General features: G+C 68.3%; 18 protein-coding genes. 7 read left to right on the forward strand and 11 right to left on the reverse strand.

Annotated elements, in window-relative coordinates; genetic code table 11:
• Positions 1-270 precede the first annotated feature (270 nt).
• From rodA to ACZ3HV_RS43470, 8 genes are all read right to left on the reverse strand, one after another.
• Positions 271-1,437: a rod shape-determining protein RodA gene (gene rodA / locus ACZ3HV_RS43435; protein ID WP_465693686.1), complete on the reverse strand. Its 1,167-nt coding sequence runs from the start codon at positions 1,435-1,437 to the stop codon at positions 271-273.
• A 10-nt stretch (positions 1,438-1,447) separates the two neighbouring features.
• Positions 1,448-3,502: a penicillin-binding protein 2 gene (gene mrdA, locus ACZ3HV_RS43440; RefSeq protein ID WP_465693687.1), complete on the reverse strand. Its 2,055-nt coding sequence runs from the start codon at positions 3,500-3,502 to the stop codon at positions 1,448-1,450.
• Positions 3,503-3,599: 97 nt separating this feature from the next.
• Positions 3,600-4,133, reverse strand: a complete 534-nt coding sequence (gene mreD, locus ACZ3HV_RS43445) for a rod shape-determining protein MreD (RefSeq protein WP_465693688.1) — start codon at positions 4,131-4,133, stop codon at positions 3,600-3,602.
• A gap of 1 nt (position 4,134) precedes the next feature.
• On the reverse strand, positions 4,135-5,082 hold the full coding sequence (gene mreC, locus ACZ3HV_RS43450) for a rod shape-determining protein MreC (RefSeq protein WP_465693689.1): 948 nt from the start codon (positions 5,080-5,082) through the stop codon (positions 4,135-4,137).
• A gap of 10 nt (positions 5,083-5,092) precedes the next feature.
• Positions 5,093-6,121, reverse strand: coding sequence for a rod shape-determining protein (gene mreB, locus ACZ3HV_RS43455; protein WP_272948902.1), 1,029 nt, complete (start codon positions 6,119-6,121; stop codon positions 5,093-5,095).
• Between the two features lie 147 nt (positions 6,122-6,268).
• Positions 6,269-6,679, reverse strand: coding sequence for a nucleoside-diphosphate kinase (gene ndk / locus ACZ3HV_RS43460; RefSeq protein WP_360370861.1), 411 nt, complete (start codon positions 6,677-6,679; stop codon positions 6,269-6,271).
• Between the two features lie 39 nt (positions 6,680-6,718).
• Positions 6,719-7,054 (reverse strand): DUF4233 domain-containing protein, encoded by a 336-nt coding sequence (locus ACZ3HV_RS43465; RefSeq protein ID WP_465693690.1) that lies wholly within the window; start codon positions 7,052-7,054, stop codon positions 6,719-6,721.
• Positions 7,051-8,412 (reverse strand): bifunctional folylpolyglutamate synthase/dihydrofolate synthase, encoded by a 1,362-nt coding sequence (locus tag ACZ3HV_RS43470; protein WP_465693692.1) that lies wholly within the window; start codon positions 8,410-8,412, stop codon positions 7,051-7,053. Before ACZ3HV_RS43470 ends, ACZ3HV_RS43465 begins: the two co-directional genes overlap by 4 nt.
• Before the next feature lie 240 nt (positions 8,413-8,652).
• On the opposite strand from ACZ3HV_RS43470, the gene valS reads away from it, so the two are divergent.
• Together valS and ACZ3HV_RS43480 are read left to right on the forward strand one after the other, a co-directional pair.
• Entirely contained in the window at positions 8,653-11,193 is a 2,541-nt protein-coding gene (gene valS / locus ACZ3HV_RS43475; RefSeq protein ID WP_465693693.1) for a valine--tRNA ligase, read from the forward strand.
• 106 nt (positions 11,194-11,299) lie between these two features.
• Complete coding sequence (locus tag ACZ3HV_RS43480) at positions 11,300-12,076, forward strand: hypothetical protein (RefSeq protein ID WP_465693694.1); 777 nt, start codon at positions 11,300-11,302, stop codon at positions 12,074-12,076.
• Between the two features lie 2 nt (positions 12,077-12,078).
• On the opposite strand, the gene ACZ3HV_RS43485 is transcribed toward ACZ3HV_RS43480, so the two are convergent.
• Both ACZ3HV_RS43485 and ACZ3HV_RS43490 read right to left on the reverse strand, forming a co-directional pair.
• Complete coding sequence (locus tag ACZ3HV_RS43485) at positions 12,079-13,002, reverse strand: AEC family transporter (protein WP_465693696.1); 924 nt, start codon at positions 13,000-13,002, stop codon at positions 12,079-12,081.
• An 84-nt stretch (positions 13,003-13,086) separates the two neighbouring features.
• Entirely contained in the window at positions 13,087-13,554 is a 468-nt protein-coding gene (locus ACZ3HV_RS43490) for a MarR family winged helix-turn-helix transcriptional regulator (RefSeq protein ID WP_465693697.1), read from the reverse strand.
• 57 nt (positions 13,555-13,611) lie between these two features.
• Here ACZ3HV_RS43490 and ACZ3HV_RS43495 point away from each other — a divergent pair, with 57 nt between their 5' ends.
• From ACZ3HV_RS43495 to ACZ3HV_RS43515, 5 genes are all read left to right on the forward strand, one after another.
• Positions 13,612-14,040 (forward strand): PPOX class F420-dependent oxidoreductase, encoded by a 429-nt coding sequence (locus ACZ3HV_RS43495; protein ID WP_465693698.1) that lies wholly within the window; start codon positions 13,612-13,614, stop codon positions 14,038-14,040.
• Positions 14,037-14,498 carry a nitroreductase/quinone reductase family protein gene (locus ACZ3HV_RS43500; RefSeq protein ID WP_465693699.1) on the forward strand — a complete coding sequence of 154 codons (462 nt, stop codon included), beginning with the start codon at positions 14,037-14,039 and terminating at the stop codon, positions 14,496-14,498. Before ACZ3HV_RS43495 ends, ACZ3HV_RS43500 begins: the two co-directional genes overlap by 4 nt.
• Positions 14,499-14,574: 76 nt before the next feature.
• Positions 14,575-14,790, forward strand: a complete 216-nt coding sequence (locus ACZ3HV_RS43505; RefSeq protein WP_465693701.1) for a hypothetical protein — start codon at positions 14,575-14,577, stop codon at positions 14,788-14,790.
• Positions 14,787-15,884: a phosphodiester glycosidase family protein gene (locus tag ACZ3HV_RS43510; protein ID WP_465693702.1), complete on the forward strand. Its 1,098-nt coding sequence runs from the start codon at positions 14,787-14,789 to the stop codon at positions 15,882-15,884. The genes ACZ3HV_RS43505 and ACZ3HV_RS43510 overlap by 4 nt, the downstream gene beginning before the upstream one ends.
• A gap of 17 nt (positions 15,885-15,901) precedes the next feature.
• Positions 15,902-16,435 carry a YbhB/YbcL family Raf kinase inhibitor-like protein gene (locus ACZ3HV_RS43515; protein ID WP_465693704.1) on the forward strand — a complete coding sequence of 178 codons (534 nt, stop codon included), beginning with the start codon at positions 15,902-15,904 and terminating at the stop codon, positions 16,433-16,435.
• Here ACZ3HV_RS43515 and ACZ3HV_RS43520 read toward each other — a convergent pair.
• Entirely contained in the window at positions 16,429-16,950 is a 522-nt protein-coding gene (locus tag ACZ3HV_RS43520; protein WP_465693705.1) for a COG4315 family predicted lipoprotein, read from the reverse strand. The two genes, ACZ3HV_RS43515 and ACZ3HV_RS43520, sit on opposite strands and share 7 nt — an antisense overlap.
• Between the last annotated feature and the right edge of the window lie 89 nt (positions 16,951-17,039).

A 17,039-nucleotide genomic window follows, 5' to 3' on the forward strand; every position in this document is an offset into this window, starting at 1 on the left:
CGCAGCCACACTCAACCACCGCACAGCCACTCCATCTGCCGCATGAGGTTGACACAGGGAGTGTCATGGGGCCTCCCGGCCTGGACTGAGGAGCGCAAGGAGCGGAGCGACTGGAGCGACGAGGGAAGGCCGGGAGCCAAGGCCCCATGACCACGCCGGCGCCGGAGGCCCGGCCATCAGCAGAGTCGAGCAGGCAGCAGCGTACCTGACGTGTCAGCCCTCTTCGGTGACGCCCGGCCGTCCGCGCGCGGTCTGCTTCTGGGTGCCTGGTCAGAAGCGGTGGGAGCGGAGGTGGATGTTCTGCAGGAGGCCGACGGCGAGGAGGCCGGCGAACATCGACGAGCCGCCGTAGGAGACGAACGGCAGCGGCAGGCCGGTGACCGGCATGATCCCGAGCGTCATCCCGATGTTCTCGAACGCCTGGAACGCGAACCAGCAGACGATCCCGGTCGCTACCAGCCGCCCGAACGCGTCCCGCGCGTTCACCGCGATCCGCAGCCCCCGGAACAGGATCACCGCGAACAGCACGATGATCGCGCCCGCGCCGATCAGGCCGAGCTCCTCCCCCGCCACGGTGAAGACGAAGTCGGTGTGCTGCTCGGGAACGAACGCGTTCTGCGTCTGGCTGCCGTGGAACAGCCCCTGGCCGAAGACCCCGCCGTTGCCGATCGCGATCCGGGCCTGGTTCACGTTGTACCCGATGCCCTGCGGGTCCGAAGACGGATTCGCGAACGCGATGAATCGGGCCAGCTGGTACTCCTTCAGCACCTGCAGCTTGATCGCGACCGCGGCCACCACCACGCCGGCGGTGAGCAGGCCGAGCATCCACCGCTTCGGTACGCCGGACACCGCGATGATCCCGAACATGATCGAGCCCAGCACCATCACCGTGCCCAGGTCGGGCTGCAGCATCACCAGGACGACCGGTACGGCGGCGACCGCGATGGCCTGCGCGACGTCGATCGTCCGGGCGTTCTCGTTGCGGTCGGTCTCACTCTTCTCGGCGATCAGCAACGCCATCCCGACGATCACCGCCAGCTTGGCGAACTCGCTCGGCTGGATCGACATCCAGGGCAGCTGGATCCACGACCGCGAGCCGTTGATCACCGCGCCGACCCCGGGCACCAGGACCAGGATCAGTCCGACGATCGACGCGGCGTACAGGACCGGGGCCAGGATGCGGACGCGGCGGTGGTCGGTGATCGCGGCACCGATCGCGAGCACCAGGCCGATGGCGAAGTTCAGCGCGTGCCGCAGCAGGAAGGCGTACTGGTTGCCGTCGGTCAGCGACGTCCGCGAGTGGGTGGCGGACCAGATCAGCATCGCGCCGATGAAGGACAGTGCGACCACGCCGAGCACGAGGACCCAGTCCACGTGCCACACGGTCGAGCGGCGGTCCATCCGCGACCGGACCCGGATCGGGTTCAGCAGTGCCATGATCCCGCCCTCACTGCTTCGGCTTGTTCTGCTCGGCCGGCGGCACAGGCTTGATGTTGTACAGCGTCTCGTAGATCTTGCGGACCGCGTCACCACCGGCACCCGAACCGGTCCCGGCCTGGCTGATCATCATCACCACGGCATAGCGATCCGTGTACGACGCCAGCCACGAGGTGGTCTGCTTGCCGTAGACCTCCGCCGTACCGGTCTTGGCCCGGACCGGCACCTGGTCGACCGGGAACCCGTTGAACTTCCAGGCCGCCGTACCGGTCTTGACCGTCTCCTGCAGGGCCTTGTCGATGTACCGCAGCGTGTTCTTGGAGACCGGGAGCTTGGCGTTGACCGTGGGCTTGATCTCGTGCGACTTGCCGTTCGCGCCGATCCACGACTGCACCACGCGTGGCGCGAACAGCGTGCCGCCGTTCGACAGGGCCGAGTAGACCGTTGCCAGCTGCAACGGTGTGACCGTGGTGTCGCCCTGGCCGATGGCGAAGTTCACGGCGTCACCGGCGCGGTACTTGTACCCGTCGACGCAGAACTCGCGAGAGAACTGCTTCAGGAACGCCGACGTCCCGGCCGGCGGGTTGCTCGCCAGCTTGCAGTAATAGTCCTTCTGCGCGTCGTAGTAGGTCTTCTTCCACTTGCGATCCGCGATCCGGCCGCTCACCTCGCCGGGCAGGTCGATGCCGGTCGGCTTGCCGAGACCGAACTTCTGCGCCATCTCGACCAGCGGGTCGTGGGTCGTCACATCGCTGGAGTTGCCGCCCTCCTTGAGCCAGAGCGCGTAGGCGATCCGGTAGAAGAACGTGTCGCAGGACAGCGCGAGCGCCTGGTCGAACCCGATCATCCCGTACGACGCGGACTCGTAGTTCTTGAAGCGGCGGTTGCCGACCTCGAAGTACGACGAGCAGTCGAGCCGCGTCTTCGGGCTGTACCCGGCGCCGAGAGCGGCCGAGGTGGTGATCGGCTTGAACGTCGATCCCGGGGCGAGCTGAGCCTGCAGAGCGCGGGAAACCAGCGGCGTGCCCGACTTGGAGGAGTACAGCGCGTCCAGCTCGCGCTGGGTGATACCGCCGACCCAGACGCCCGGGTCGTAGCTCGGGTAGCTGGCCATCGCGACGATCCGGCCGGTCTTCGTGTCCATCACGACAGCGGCGCCGGAGTCGGCGACGTACTTCTTCTTGGTGATCTTGTCGTACTGCTTCCGTGCGGTCATGATCGCGTTCTTCAGCTGGGTCTCGACCGAGGCCTGGATCCGCGCGTCGATCGTGGTCACCAAGGTGGCGCCCGGGACCGGGGCGGTCTGCTTCTGAATGCCGGTGGTGTATCCGACCGCGTCGACGATCACGTTCTTCACACCGGGCGTGCCGCGCAGCAGCTTGTCGTACGTGCGCTCGACGCCGGCCCGGCCGACCAGGTCCGAACGGTGCGGGACCGAATCCTGCCCGGCCTTGTCCAGGTCCTCGAGCTCTTCGGTCGTGATCGGCGAGAGGTAGCCGAGGATGTGGGCCGCGTTCACGTGGTACGGCGCCGGGTACGCGCGCAGGGCCTGCGACTCGGCGGCGACACCGGGGAAGTCCTCGCGGCGTTCCATCACCTCGATCGCGATCTGCTCGCTGACATCCTTCGCCACCGGGATCGGCTGGTACGGCGTGCCGTTCCAGCAGGCGGGTGGTTTCGACGCGCCGGGCTCACCGCAGAGCATGGTGCGCGCCTTCAGGTCCTTCGGCTTCTGCCCGAGCACCTTCGCGAGGCGCGTCAGTACGACGCTCTGCTGGCTGTCCGGCAGTTTCGCGAGGACCGACCGGTCGACCGTGATGACGAGCGACACCCGGTTGCCGACCAACGTCCGGCCTTGGGAGTCCACGATCGTGCCGCGCGGCGCCGGCACCAGCACCTCGCGCGTGTGGTTCTCCGTCGCGGCCTGGGTGTAGTCGGCGTTGGACATCACCTGCATGTACCAGAGCCGCCCGAACAACGTGCACAGCAAGGAGAAAACCAGCACCCCGATCACAAACAACCGCAGTCTGGCTTTCAGCGGCGCCTCAAACCCGTCGAAGCTCATGCTGTTCCCCCGCTCGCAGGCCGGCCTTCGGCCGGATGGTTGGCGGCGTGGTTGGCGAAGCAGCAGGTGGACAAGGGGATGTGGATGCGGAGGTGGCTCATGGCAGCACTCGCCGGCGTTCGCGGGCGGGGGTGACGCGGCCCATGATCCACATGACGAGGGGGATCACCACGATCGCGCCGACCACGTCGTACCCGGCGGCGATGCCGAGGCGGACGCCGAACTCACCCCAGTCGACGGACGGGTCGTGCAGCAGCGAACCGGTGGCGCTGTAGATGAACAGTGAGATCGCCGTGCCGAGCACCACGGTCACGGCAACCAAGAGGGGGCCGACGGGACCGGTGGACGTCTCCCGACGGATCAGACCGGCGACATAGCCGGCGATCGCGAGGGCGAGGGCCCAGCGACCCGCGGTGTGGTCGGCGGGCGGCACAACGTCGAGCAGCAGACCGCCGGCGAATCCGGTGATCGCGCCCCACTCGGCTCCCCGCGACAACGCCAGGGCGATCACCACGATCAGCACAAGGTCGCAGGTCACTCCGGCGACCGCGATGTTGGTCAGCACAGAGGTCTGGATGGTCACGGCCAGCAGCAGGAAGAGGGCTGCCAACCCGATGCGTACGGCGATCACGTCAGTTCCCCTTCCTTTCGTCAGGTATGAGCTGGGTGCGCGGTGCCCGGGCCGGTGGTCCGGTCACCACGCCAACGGTGTCGATCCGGGTGGGATCGACGTACGGCTTGATCGTCGCGGTGGACCCGAGCGAGCCTTCGTTCGGCGTCACGGAGGTGACGACACCGATCGGGACACCCGGCACGTACGGCGCGTTGCCGCTGGAGCCCCAGGTGACGATCTTGTCGCCGACCTTGGGCCGCGCCTTCAGGTCGACCAGCTTGTAGTCGAGAGTGCCGGCCACCTCACCGCGGCCGGACACGAAGCCGAGCGCCATCGTGGCGTTCAGCCGGCCGCCCACGGTCGAGTTGCGGTCGCCGATGAGCAGCACGGTCGCGGTCCCCTGGGTGGTCCGCACCACCCGGCCGACCAGACCGGTCCCGTTCAGCACGGTCATGTCGACGCGCACGCCGTCCGCCGTCCCGGCGTCGATCGTGACCGTGTGGTTGAAGCTCTGCGCACTGCCGATCCCGATCACCCGGGCCGGCGTCATCGTGAACGCCGGTGCGAGCTTCAGCAGGTTGTCCAGCTCCATGGCCCGGTTGCGGGCGTAGTCGGAGGTGTTCAGGTCGCGGGTGAGCTGGTCGTTGTCACTCTTCAGTTTTTCGTTCTCTGCTTTCAACCTATCCATTTCCGCGAACCGGTCGCGGAGGTTGTCCACAGGCTGCCGGGCCGAGCTCGCGGTCGACTCGAGCGGGCCGAAAACGCCCGCCGCGGCCTCGCGCAGCGGCTCCACCGGCGACCCGGCCGAGCGCCGGGCGTCCAGCACGATCAACGTGAGAGAAGCCAGGATCACCAGGACCAGCACGGTCCGGCGACGGCGGATCTCCCGGGGCATTCCGGCTGAGCGGAGCGGCGCACCGGCCGAACGGATTGCGCTTCTGGCCGGGGTACCGAGGTCTTTGAGCATCGGTGGAACCTCAGCGGCGGTTGTCGGTGACCAGGATGCGGTTCAGGGTCTCGATGTTGTCGACGCACTTGCCGGCGCCGAGGACGACGGCGTCCAGCGGGTTCTCCGCGACATGGATCGGGATACCGGTCTCGTGCCGCAGCCGCTCGTCCATGCCCTTCAGCAGCGCACCGCCGCCGGTCAGCACGATGCCGCGGTCGACGATGTCGCCGGCCAGCTCCGGCGGGGTCTTGTCCAGGGTGGCCTTGACCGCGTCGACGATCGCGGTGATCGGCTCCTCGATCGCCTGCCGGATGTTCGACGAGGACACCTTCACGGTGCGCGGCAGGCCGGAGACCATGTCCCGGCCGCGGATCTCGGAGTCCGGCCCGTCGGTGGTCGGGAAGGCCGAGCCGATCGTCATCTTGATCTGCTCGGAGGTGGCCTCGCCGAGCAGCAGCGAGTACTCCTTCTTGCAGTAGTTCACGACCGCCTTGTCGATGGCGTCACCGGCCACCCGGATCGACTGGCTGGTGACGATGCCGCCGAACGAGATGACCGCGACCTCCGTCGTACCACCGCCGATGTCGACCACCATGTTGCCGGTGGCGTCGCGGACCTCGAGGTTCGAGCCGAGGGCGGCGGCCATCGGCTCCTCGATGATGTAGACCTTGCGGGCGCCGGCCATGTACCCGGCGTCGCGGACCGCGCGCTGCTCGACCGCGGTGATCCCGGACGGCACACAGACCACGATCCGCGGTTTGGCGAAGTACCGGCGCCGGTGCACCCGCTGGATGAAGTAGCGCAGCATCTGCTCGGCGGCGTCGAAGTCGGCGATCACGCCGTCCTTCAGCGGGCGGATCGCGGTGATGTTGCCCGGCGTCCGGCCGATCATCTTCTTCGCCTCGTGCCCGAACGCCACCGCCTCGCGCGGCTCGTCGGTCCGGGTGGCCACCACCGACGGCTCGTTCAGCACCACCCCGCGACCACGGACGTAGACCAGAGTGTTCGCTGTCCCGAGATCGACCGCCATGTCGCGGCCGAGCATGCTGTTCGCCACCGCGGCACCTCCCACTCGACCCAAACCAGGCTAAGCGCCGCCCGCGCACAGCCCATGGACCGACACGACCGCGTCCGCCCGGCACGTATCGTATCCGTTCCTGCACAACCAGTCCCCAGCGGCCTCCGCCGCTGTCCGGGCCGCGGATCAGGGCAGGTCGGGGAACCAGATCTTGATCTCGCGGTCGGCGGACTCCGGGGAGTCGGAGCCGTGGACGAGGTTCTCGCGGTTGGACAGGGAGAGGTCACCGCGGATGGTGCCAGGGGCGGCCTTGCGGCCGTCGGTGGCGCCGTTCAGGGCGCGGACGACCTCGATCGCCTCGTCGCCCTCGAGGACCAGGGCGACCAGCGGGCCGCTGGTGACGAAGTCGCGCAGCGGCGGGTAGAAGTCGCGCTCGACGTGCTCGGCGTAGTGCTGATCGGCCAGCTCGGCGTCGATCGTGCGCTGGTCCAGCGCGACGATCCGGAGCCCCTTGGCCTCGAACCGGCCCAGCACCTCGCCGACCAGGCCGCGGCGGACCGTGTCGGGCTTCAGCAGGACCAGGGTGCGCTGCGACATCTGACAACTCTCTCTCGACGTAGTTCGGGTGGCCGAACCCTAACCGCTCTGTGCTTGCTGTGCCTTCTTGGCTTCTTCGATGCGGCGGCCGAGGACGATCGCGGCTACCCAGAAGCCCGCGAACGCCAGGCCGAGCACGAACATCACGGGTACGACGAAGCCGAGCCCGACCGCACCGAACTGGACAACTGATCCCAGGATGTAACCGACCTGGTTGCCCAGCAGACCGGTGGCGACAACGGCCAGCAACGCCAGGCCGACACAGACGGGCACCGCGATCGCGGGCCGGATGTCGGCGACGGAGATCATCACCGGGGTGACCAGGGCGAGCACGAGCGCCTCGAACCCCAGGACGATCGACGCCAGCGATCTCATTCGTCGGCCTGCTTCGGTTTGCGGACCAGCAGGGTGCGGGCCTCGCCGGCGGTGATGACAGAGCCGGTGATCAGTACGCCGCCGGTCCCGAGAGCGACCGCGTTCTCCTCGGCCAGCCGGATCGCGTCGTCGATCGCGTCGATCAGGTGCGGGCGGACCAGCACCCGGTCCTCACCGAACACCTCGATCGCGAGCTCACCGAGCTCCTCGGCCGGCATCGAGCGTTCGACGAAGCTGTTCCGGGTGCACACGACCGTTTCCATGATCGGTTCGTACGCCTCCAGGACGCCGTACACGTCCTTGTCCTTCATGCAGCCGAGGACGCCGATCAGCGGCTGGAACGCGAACGCCTCCGAGACCGCGGCCGCGGTCGCCTCGGCGCCGTGCGGGTTGTGGGCGGCGTCGACGATGATCGTCGGGCTGTTCCGGACGACCTCCATCCGGCCGGGGCTGGTGACCTGCTCGAAGCCGGTCTGGAGCAGTTCGGTGGTGACGCGGCCCTCGGACTGCGGTCCGGCGCCGAGGAGCGCCTCGACGGCCGCGATCGCGGTGGCCGCGTTGTGCGCCTGGTACTCGCCGTGCAGGGGGACGAAGATGTCGTCGTACTCGCCGCCGAGGCCCTTGACCGAGATCAGCTGACCGCCGACCGCGAGCGAGCGGGCGGTGACGCCGAACTCGATCCCTTCGCGGGCGACCGGGGAGCCGACCTCGGCGGCCTTGGCCAGCAGCACCTCGAAGACCTCCAGGCTCTGCTGCGCCATCACCGTCGTACCGCCGGGCTTGATGATTCCGGACTTGTCCCGGGCGATGGTGACCGGATCCGCGCCGAGGATGTGGGCGTGGTCGACCGCGACCGGGGTGATCACCGAGACGGTCCCGTCGGCGACGTTGGTGGAGTCCCAGGTGCCGCCGAGACCGACCTCGATCACCGCGACGTCGACCGGGGCGTCGGCGAACACCGCGAACGCCATCGCGGTCATCACCTCGAAGAACGACAGCGGGTGTTCCTGCTCGGCGTCGACCACGTCCAGGTACGGCGCGATCTCGGCGTACGCGTCGACGAAGCGCTGCTCGCTGATCGGCTCGCCGTTCAGCGTGATCCGCTCCCGGACCGACTCCAGGTGCGGGCTGGTGAACCGGCCGGTACGCAGCCCCGCCTCGCGCAGCAGGGTGTCGATGATCCGCGCGGTCGAGGTCTTGCCGTTGGTCCCCGTCAGGTGCACCACGGGGTAGGCCTTCTGCGGGTCGCCGAGCAGCTCGACGAGCCGCTGGACCCGGGCCAGCGTGGGCTCGATCTTGTACTCCGGCCAGCGCTGCTGAAGCCGAGCCGACACGTCGGCGTAGGAAAGGTCGCTCATGAGAAGGCCCAGTCTAGGGGGCGCCTGCTCGCCCCCTGCCGTCGCGAGCAGGTGCTCGGGGGTGTAGCTCGGTGTGCCGGGGCGAAGGGCTCGATGCGGAGCATCGTGACCTTTGCACCGGTGCAGCGAGATGCGCCGCCGAGTGCCGCACAGTAGGCACGGGGTGAGCAGGCGCCCCCTGGGAAGGGGGTGTGGATAACCGGTCGGAAGCACCCCTTGACAGCCACTACGATTGTGCGCATGAGCCTGACGTCCCGTGTTCCAGACAAGCCCAGCCTCGAAGGTCTCGAGGAGAAGTGGGCTGCCGTATGGAAGGAGCAGCAGACCTACGCCTTCGACCGCACCGCCGAGCGTGCCGATGTGTACTCCATCGACACGCCCCCGCCGACGGTCTCCGGGTCGCTGCACGTCGGGCACATCTTCAGCTACACCCACACCGATCTGGTCGCCCGGTTCCAGCGGATGCGCGGGAAGAAGGTCTTCTACCCGATCGGCTGGGACGACAACGGCCTGCCCACCGAGCGCCGGGTCCAGAACTACTACGGCGTCCGGTGCGATCCCTCGCTGCCGTACGACCCCGACTTCACCCCGCCGGCGAAGCCGGACCCGAAGCGGCAGCTCCCGATCTCCCGGCAGAACTTCGTCGACCTGTGCGGTGAGCTGACCCACATCGACGAGCAGGCGTTCGAGGCGATGTGGCGGCAGGTCGGCCTGAGCGTCGACTGGTCGTACCTCTACACCACGATCTCCGAGGACTCCCGCCGGACGTCGCAGCGAGCGTTCCTGCGCAACTTCGCCCGCGGCGAGGCGTATCTGTCCGAGGCGCCGACGATGTGGGACGTCACGTTCCAGACCGCGGTCGCCCAGGCCGAGCTGGAGGCCCGCAACTACCCGGGCTTCTTCCACCGCATCGCGTTCCACGCGCCGCACGGGCCGGTCTACATCGAGACCACCCGGCCGGAGCTGATCCCGGCCTGCGTCGCACTCATCGCCCACCCTGACGACGAGCGGTACCAGGGCCTGTTCGGCAAGACGGTCAAGTCTCCGCTCTTCGGCGTCGAGTTGCCGGTTCTCGCGCACGAGGCGGCCGAGCCGGACAAGGGTGCCGGTATCGCGATGTGCTGCACCTTCGGTGACCTCACCGACGTCCAGTGGTGGCGCGAGCTGCAACTGCCGGTCCGGACCGTCATCGGCCGCGACGGACGGCTGCTGCGCGAGAGCCCGGAGTGGCTGGAAGGTTCGGAGCTGTACGGCGAGCTCGCCGGCAAGACCGTGTTCAGCGCACGCGAGCTGATCGTCGAGAAGCTGCGCGAGAGCGGTGACCTGGACGGCGAGCCGACGCCGACGCAGCGGATGGCGAACTTCTACGAGAACGGAGACAAGCCGCTCGAGATCGTCTCGACCCGCCAGTGGTACATCACGAACGGCGGCCGCGACGCCCACCTCAAGCAGGAGTTCATCGACCGCGGCAACGAGCTGGCCTGGGTCCCGGAGCACATGCGGCACCGCTACCTGAACTGGGTCGAGGGGCTGAACGGCGACTGGCTGGTCTCCCGCCAGCGGTTCTTCGGCGTCCCGTTCCCGGTCTGGTATCCGCTGGACCACGAGGGCGAGCCGGACTACGACCACCCGCTGCTGGCGAGCGAGGCCGAGCTGCCGATCGACCCGACCTCGCAGGCCCCGCGGGGGTACGACGAGTCCCAGCGCGGCAAGCCCGGTGGCTTCGAGGCCGACCCCGATGTGATGGACACCTGGGCGACCTCGTCGCTCACCCCCCACATCGTCTGCGGCTGGGAGCGCGATGACGACCTGTTCCGCCGGACCTTCCCGATGGATCTGAACACGCACGCGCACGAGATCATCCGGACCTGGCTGTTCTCCCGCGTCGTCCGGGCCCACTTCGAGAACGGAACGCTGCCGTGGGCGCGCTCGATGATCTCGGGCTTCGTCGTCGACCCGGACCGCAAGAAGATGTCCAAGTCCAAGGGCAACGCGATCGTTCCGTCCGAGATCCTGGACAAGTTCGGCTCGGACGCGGTCCGGTGGCGGGCCGCGATGGCTCGGCCGGGGCTGGACTCGCCGTTCGACGAGTCGCAGATGAAGGTCGGGCGCCGGCTCGCGATCAAGGTTCTGAACGCGTCGAAGTTCGTCCTCGGCTTCGGGGCGACGACGGTCGACGCTGCCGCGGTCACCGAGCCGATCGACCTGGCGATGCTGCAGCGGCTGCGGTCGGTCGTCACCGACGCGACGGCTGCGTTCGAGCGGTACGACTACACCGGTGCGCTCGAGGTCAGCGAGCGGTTCTTCTGGACCTTCTGCGACGACTACGTCGAGCTGGTGAAGGAGCGGGCGTACGGCGGTCAGGGTGAGGCGGCCGCTGCTTCCGCGAAGGCCGCACTGGCGGTTGCGTTGTCGGTCCAGTTGCGGCTGCTCGCGCCGTACCTGCCGTTCGCGACCGAAGAGGTGTGGTCGTGGTGGCAGGAGGGTTCGATCCACGTGTCGTCATGGCCGACGCCGGACGCCGACCTCGCGGTCGCCGACCAGGAGCCCGAGGTCCTCGACGCGGTCTCCGAGGTGCTCGCGGGGATCCGGGGCGCCAAGTCGGAGGCGCAGGTCTCGATGAAGACCGAAGTCAGCAAGGTCGAGGTCACCGGTCCCGCCGCCCGGCTCACGCTGGCCGAGCGGGCCGAGCCCGACCTACGCGCCGCCGGCCGCATCACCGGCGAGATCGCCTGGCACGCGGACGACAGCGACACCATCAAGGTCGTCGCCACACTCTGACCACACGCCTGGGTGCGACCGAAGCGACTACGCTGCGGAACCGATTTGTCTCGATGTGGAACCATCGGGTCCGAACCCCGCGACCCCACGTCCGAGGAGCCAACCCATGAGTGACCCCACCACACCGGAGCCGAAGCCGGCGCACGAGACCAGCACGGCCGGGGACGCTCCGTCGGCGACGGAGACCACGACCGAGATCGCGGCTGTGGGTGCCTCCGACAAGCCGGCGGACGAGAACGCACCCGCGGAGAAGCCTGCCGCAGAGAGGTCTGCAGCCGGGAAGCCTGCCGCCGGGAGAAAGAAGTTCTGGCAGCGCGGGAAGGCTGCGGAGCCGGCTGATGGGCCGAAGAAGCCCTGGTATCGGCGGATTCGGGGACCCTGGCTAACGGTTACTGCGGCGCTGGTGATCCTGGTCGCGCTGGCGGTGCTGGGTTACGTCTGGGGCCTGGGCCCGCTCAATCGCCTGAACACGGCTCGCGGAATCACCCCGCCCGCGAAGCTCGCGGGACTCGACCGGATCACCGATCAGGAGATCCGCGGCCAGTTGCAGCTGGATCAGACGCGGGACGCGTTGAGCCGGATCAACGACGGCAAGCAGGCGACCGTCGAGGCGTACGGGACGATCGACGGCAACCGGATGTACGTGGTGATCGCGCTGCGCGGGAAGGTCGACATCGACAAGACCGTCGCGGACTCCGGCGCGACCCCGGACAAGGTCAAGAAGATCGGCAGCTCCACCTGCGTCGAGTCCACCGGCAACCTCCCGACCCAGTGCTACCGCGGCTCCAACACCCTGACCGTGATCGCCCAGTCCGCCAACGAGGGCGTCGCCGTGGACCAGGTCGCCCCGGTCGCCGAAGAGGCCTTCAGCGCGATGAAGTGACGTCAGGCCAGCAGGCCGGCGATCGCGATCATGATCGGTATGGACAGGAGCGTGCTGAGCAGGACCACGCTCCGCGCGAGGGTGCGGCTGCTGCGGTAGTGAACGGCGTACACGTAGACGTTCTGCGCGGTCGGCAACGCGGCCAGCAGGGTCGGCGCCAACAGAGCCGCTCCATGAAGGTCGAGTAGCCAGCGCCCCACGGCGTACGCGGCAATCGGCTGCGCCACGGTCTTCAGAAGCACGGCCAGTACGACGTCCCGCCGCACAGCGATCGAGTCCTTCGTGCCCGCGCTCAGGCTGAGCCCATAGGCGACCAACGCAACGGGCACCGCCGCGGCCGCGACGAGCTCGATCGGCCGCATCACCAGCTCCGGCACCTGCACGCCGAGCAGGGAAACCACCAGTCCGAGCAGCGACGCAACGGTCAGCGGATTGCGGAACGGCCGCGTGAGCACAGCCCGCAGCGACACCCGCCGACCGGAGCCCTGCTGATCACCGTCGAGGACGGCGAACGCGATCGGCGCCATCACGAGCAACTGGAACAGCAGGATCGGCGCAACCAGCGCCCCATCCCCCAGCACGTACGCCGCCACCGGTACTCCGAGATTCCCAGCGTTCACGTATGACGACGCGAGTACGCCGATCGTCGCCTCGGCCCTCGTCCGCCGCCAGATCGCGGCCACCACCAGGAAGACCAGCTGGACCACGAACAGACTGGCCACATTGGTGACCAGGACCACCGAGAAGATCGAATGCAGGTCTGCCCGCGCGACGGTCGTGAACAGCAACGCCGGCGTCGCCACGAAGAACGCCAGCCGGGACAGCACCAGCTCGTCCTGGGACCGCAGTACGCCGAGCAGACCGACGACGTACCCGAGGACGGCTACCGCGACCAGCGCGACGAAGGCCCCGACGACGGCGGACACTTCAGGCGCTCAGCGGATTGGACACGCCTGGATCGTAGAGGAAACGTCAGTTGGCAGACCGGGACGGTTTCATCCGTCGGACGCTCAGCACGGACCGTGTCCACTCCGGCAACTGCTGAGGATGCCGGACATGGCCGCGCGGAAATGCTCGCGGTCCGCGGGACTCAGACCATCGATGAGCTTGTTCAGAGCCTCGCCGACCTCGGTGTGGAAGGCGGTCGCGGCGCGGCGTCCGGCGTCGGTCAGGGTCACCTGCAGGGCCCGCCGATCGCCGGGGACGGCCGAACGCTCGGCCAGCCCACGCTTCTCGGCCCGGTCCATCAGGCCGGTGAGCGCGGCCTTCTCGACGCCGAAGCACTGCGCCAGCTCAGCCATGCCCTTCGGGCCACCCAGCAGAACGCAGAGCAGCTTGGCCTGGACCGGCGTCAGCTCGTGGCGTTCGGAGATCCGGGCGTAGAGACCCTGCACGACAGTCGTGAGCTGCAGCAGCCCCGACGCGGCATCCAGCTGATCCGCGTCCACCCCCATCTCCATCACAGCTCTACGGTACATGGCATGTATAGTTAAGGTCGCGTACAGTACGTGGCATTAACCACCGAAGGAGGACCGATGGCTTTCAGCGAAGCGGAGCTCGAGTACCTGCGATCACAGCCCCTGGGCCGGCTCGCGACGGTCGCGAGCGACGGCCAGCCGGACGCCGTACCGGTCGGCTTCGAGTACGACGGGACCTACCTGTACGTCGGCGGCATCGACCCGGTCCGGACCCGGAAGTACCGCAACGTCCAGGACGGGAACACCAAGGTCGCGTTCGTCATCGACGACCTGGCGTCCGTCCGCCCCTGGATCCCGCGCTACCTGCGCGTCTACGGCGAAGCGGACCTGGTCGAACGCGAGGGCCAGTTCGGCGCGGCGCACTACCTGCGCATCACGCCGACCGTGTCGTGGAGCTTCAACCTGGACGGGCGTCCCTTCACGCACGACGAGAAGGTCACCACCACCCGCACGGTGCACACGTCCGAGGCGGTGAGCAGCCGATGAGCTTCGACACTCGCCCTGGTACGCACGGAGCCCGGCAACCCCACGGACGCGTGATGAAGTGGATGAACGGCCTGATGGCCCGGCGGATCCGCCGCCAGCCTGAGAGCAAGTTCATGGGATTCAACGCGCTCGTCATGACGACCGTCGGCCGTAAGAGCGGTCTCGAGCGGACCACGCCGGTCGGCTGGTTCCCAGGAACCGACGGGAGTTGGCTGATCGTGGCCTCCGCGGCCGGCGCACCGGGAAACCCGGCCTGGTACTACAACCTCGCCGCCCATCCGGACAAGGTCCGCATCGACGTCGACGGCCGGACCATCGACGTACGCGCGGAGCAGTTGCACGGACCCGAGCGCGCCGAGGCGTGGGAGCAGATCACCACGGCCGCCCCGCGGTTCGCGCAGTACCAGGTGAAGACCGACCGCGAGCTGCCGATCATCCGGCTCACTCCGCGGCACTGAACCGTAACCTGTCAGATACTGGCAGGCCAGGAGCTGGAACGGAAAGATTCCACCATCGACGATGAGGATGGTGGGCATGACTACTTCCGCTCGAGTGTTCCGGACCGCGTTGAGCGCGGCCGCGGTATTGGGTGTCGTGACGGCCGGCGTCGTACCGGCCGCCGGTGCGACGCCAACAGGTGAGGCCGGTCCGGCTCCGACCGTCGTTCCGGCCGGACAGGGATTGCCGATCGGCGACGCGGATCTGGTGGAGACCCGGAGCAGCCAGGGCTGGCTCGCGGGGTCACGTTGACGCGGATCGTGCGCGGGACCGACCCGGCGCCGGCCGACCAGATCAACACGACGCCGCGCGGTCCGTGGGTGATCAGCGTGCTCACGATCGACCCGAAGAAGGCGAACGGCCACCTGAAGACGACGTACGGTCCGGACCTCGCGCAGGTGGAGAAGACCTCGGACCTGGTCCGGTCGGCCGGCGCGCTCGCCGGGGTGAACGCGTCGTTCTTCACGTTCACAGCCAACCCGCAGTACCCGGGCGACCCGGTCGGTCTCGGGATCTCCGACGGCAAGCTGCTCAGCGAGCCGCTCACCGATCCGGCCGAGGCCAACCTGCTGATCGATGCCAAGAGCAACAAAGTCGTGATGGGCCACCTGAGCTGGTCCGGCACAGTCCGGAACCGCCAGACCGGCGCGGATCTCCCGCTCGAGTTCGTCAACCACCCGCCCGTGATCCCGACCGCGTGTGCCACCCTGCCCGACCAGACCACGTGCACAGCACCGGGCGACGTCGTACTGTTCACGCCGGAGTTCGCCGCCACGACCCCGGCCGGCGCCGGTGTCGAGGTCGTGCTGGATCGCCGCGGCTGCGTCGTACGGACGTCGACCACGCGCGGTACGACGTTGACCGCGAGCCAGACCTCGCTGCAGGCGACCGGCCAGGACACCGTCGCGCTCCTCGCGATCGCGGCGAAGGGCTGCGTGCGCAACGACCTGAAGGTATCGAACGAGGACGGCGAGAACGTCCCGCTGCACAGCGGCCTGTACGGCGTGACCGGTCGCTACCGGTTGACGGCCAACGGCGAGATCGTCGTACCGAGCGGCACCGGCAGCTTCTTCGACCGCAACCCGCGCAGCATCGCCGGCACGACCCGTGACGGCAAGATCGTGCTTGCCGCCCTCGACGGCCGGCAGACCACGAGCGTCGGTACGACGATGGATGAGACGGCCGCGGTCGCGAAGGCACTCGGGATGCGCAACGCGATCAACCTGGACGGCGGCGGCTCCACCGCGATGGCCCTTCAGGACGGAGCCCTGGTCAACCACCCCAGCGGCGCCGGCGGTGCCGAACGATCCGTCGGAGACGCCATCATCTTCGTCCCCGGCCGCTAGGCAACTACTTTGAAAGGGTGCGACTGCGGCTGGTGCTGTGGACGACCCTCCTGATCGGAGCGGCCGGGTGCGGTGGTGGGCAGGCGAAAGAGCCGGCCACCACCGCCCCGGCCGACATCACCGTCACAAGTACGGCGTTCCGCGACGGCGGACCGATCCCCCGCAAGTACACGTGTGACGGCGACGACGTCTCACCACCGCTCGCCTGGAAAGGCGCGCCGCCGAACACCGGTGCCCTGGCCCTCGTCGTCGATGACCCCGACGCGCCGAAGGGCACCTTCACCCATTGGGTCCTGCTCGACCTCGAGCCGACCACGACCTCGATCGCCGAAGGCCACGCCGGCACCACGCAGGCGAAGAACTCGGCAGGTAGGGCCGTGTACTTCGGTCCCTGCCCACCCAGCGGCACACACCACTACCGCTTCACTGTCTATGCGTTGTCCGAGGCGACCGCTCTCCCCAACGGCGCTGACCTCGACGAGGCCCTGAAGGCGATCGACGCCAAGACCATCACCCGCGGCCGCCTGACCGGACTGTTCGCCCGTCAGTAGCCGTAGCCACCGCCGTTCGAGGTCGACGGCGCCTGGGTCGGCGCTGCGGCGGTCGTGGCCGCGGCGTGCCAGGTGAAGGCGATACCGCCGAACGAGTCCTGCGCGTTGTTGCCCTTGTCCTGGCCCGGCGCGGTGTCGAGCTTGAAGGTGTACAGGGGCTTGCCCTGGAAGGCGAGCTGGTCGGCTCCGTTGTCGGAGCGCTTGATCACGCTGAGGCCAGGCACCGTCTTCGCCGCATCGGCCGTTCCTGCCGCCGGCATCCAGAAGGTCAAGCAGTTCGCGGTGCACTTGATCATGCCGCCCGCTTCCTGGTCGGCGAAATAGAGCGTCTTGCCGGCCGGGTCGACCAGGGTCTGACCGACGCCGTCGACGTTCTGCACGGAGACGGCTCCGCTCGCGGCCGCCGGCTGATTGCCGGTCGCCGCACCTGTATCGCTGCTGCCGGCACCGCAAGCGGTCAAGGTGGCCAACGCTGCCGTTGCTCCAAGCAACAAAGTGAAAGCTCTGTGGTTCATCTGATGTATCTCCTTTCATGGACAAGTACGCGAAAATGCCCCAGGAGGTTCAGTTGAACCTTTTATCGCTTCCGTACGTACTTCTCTGG

Source organism: Kribbella sp. NPDC020701 (assembly GCF_055562215.1).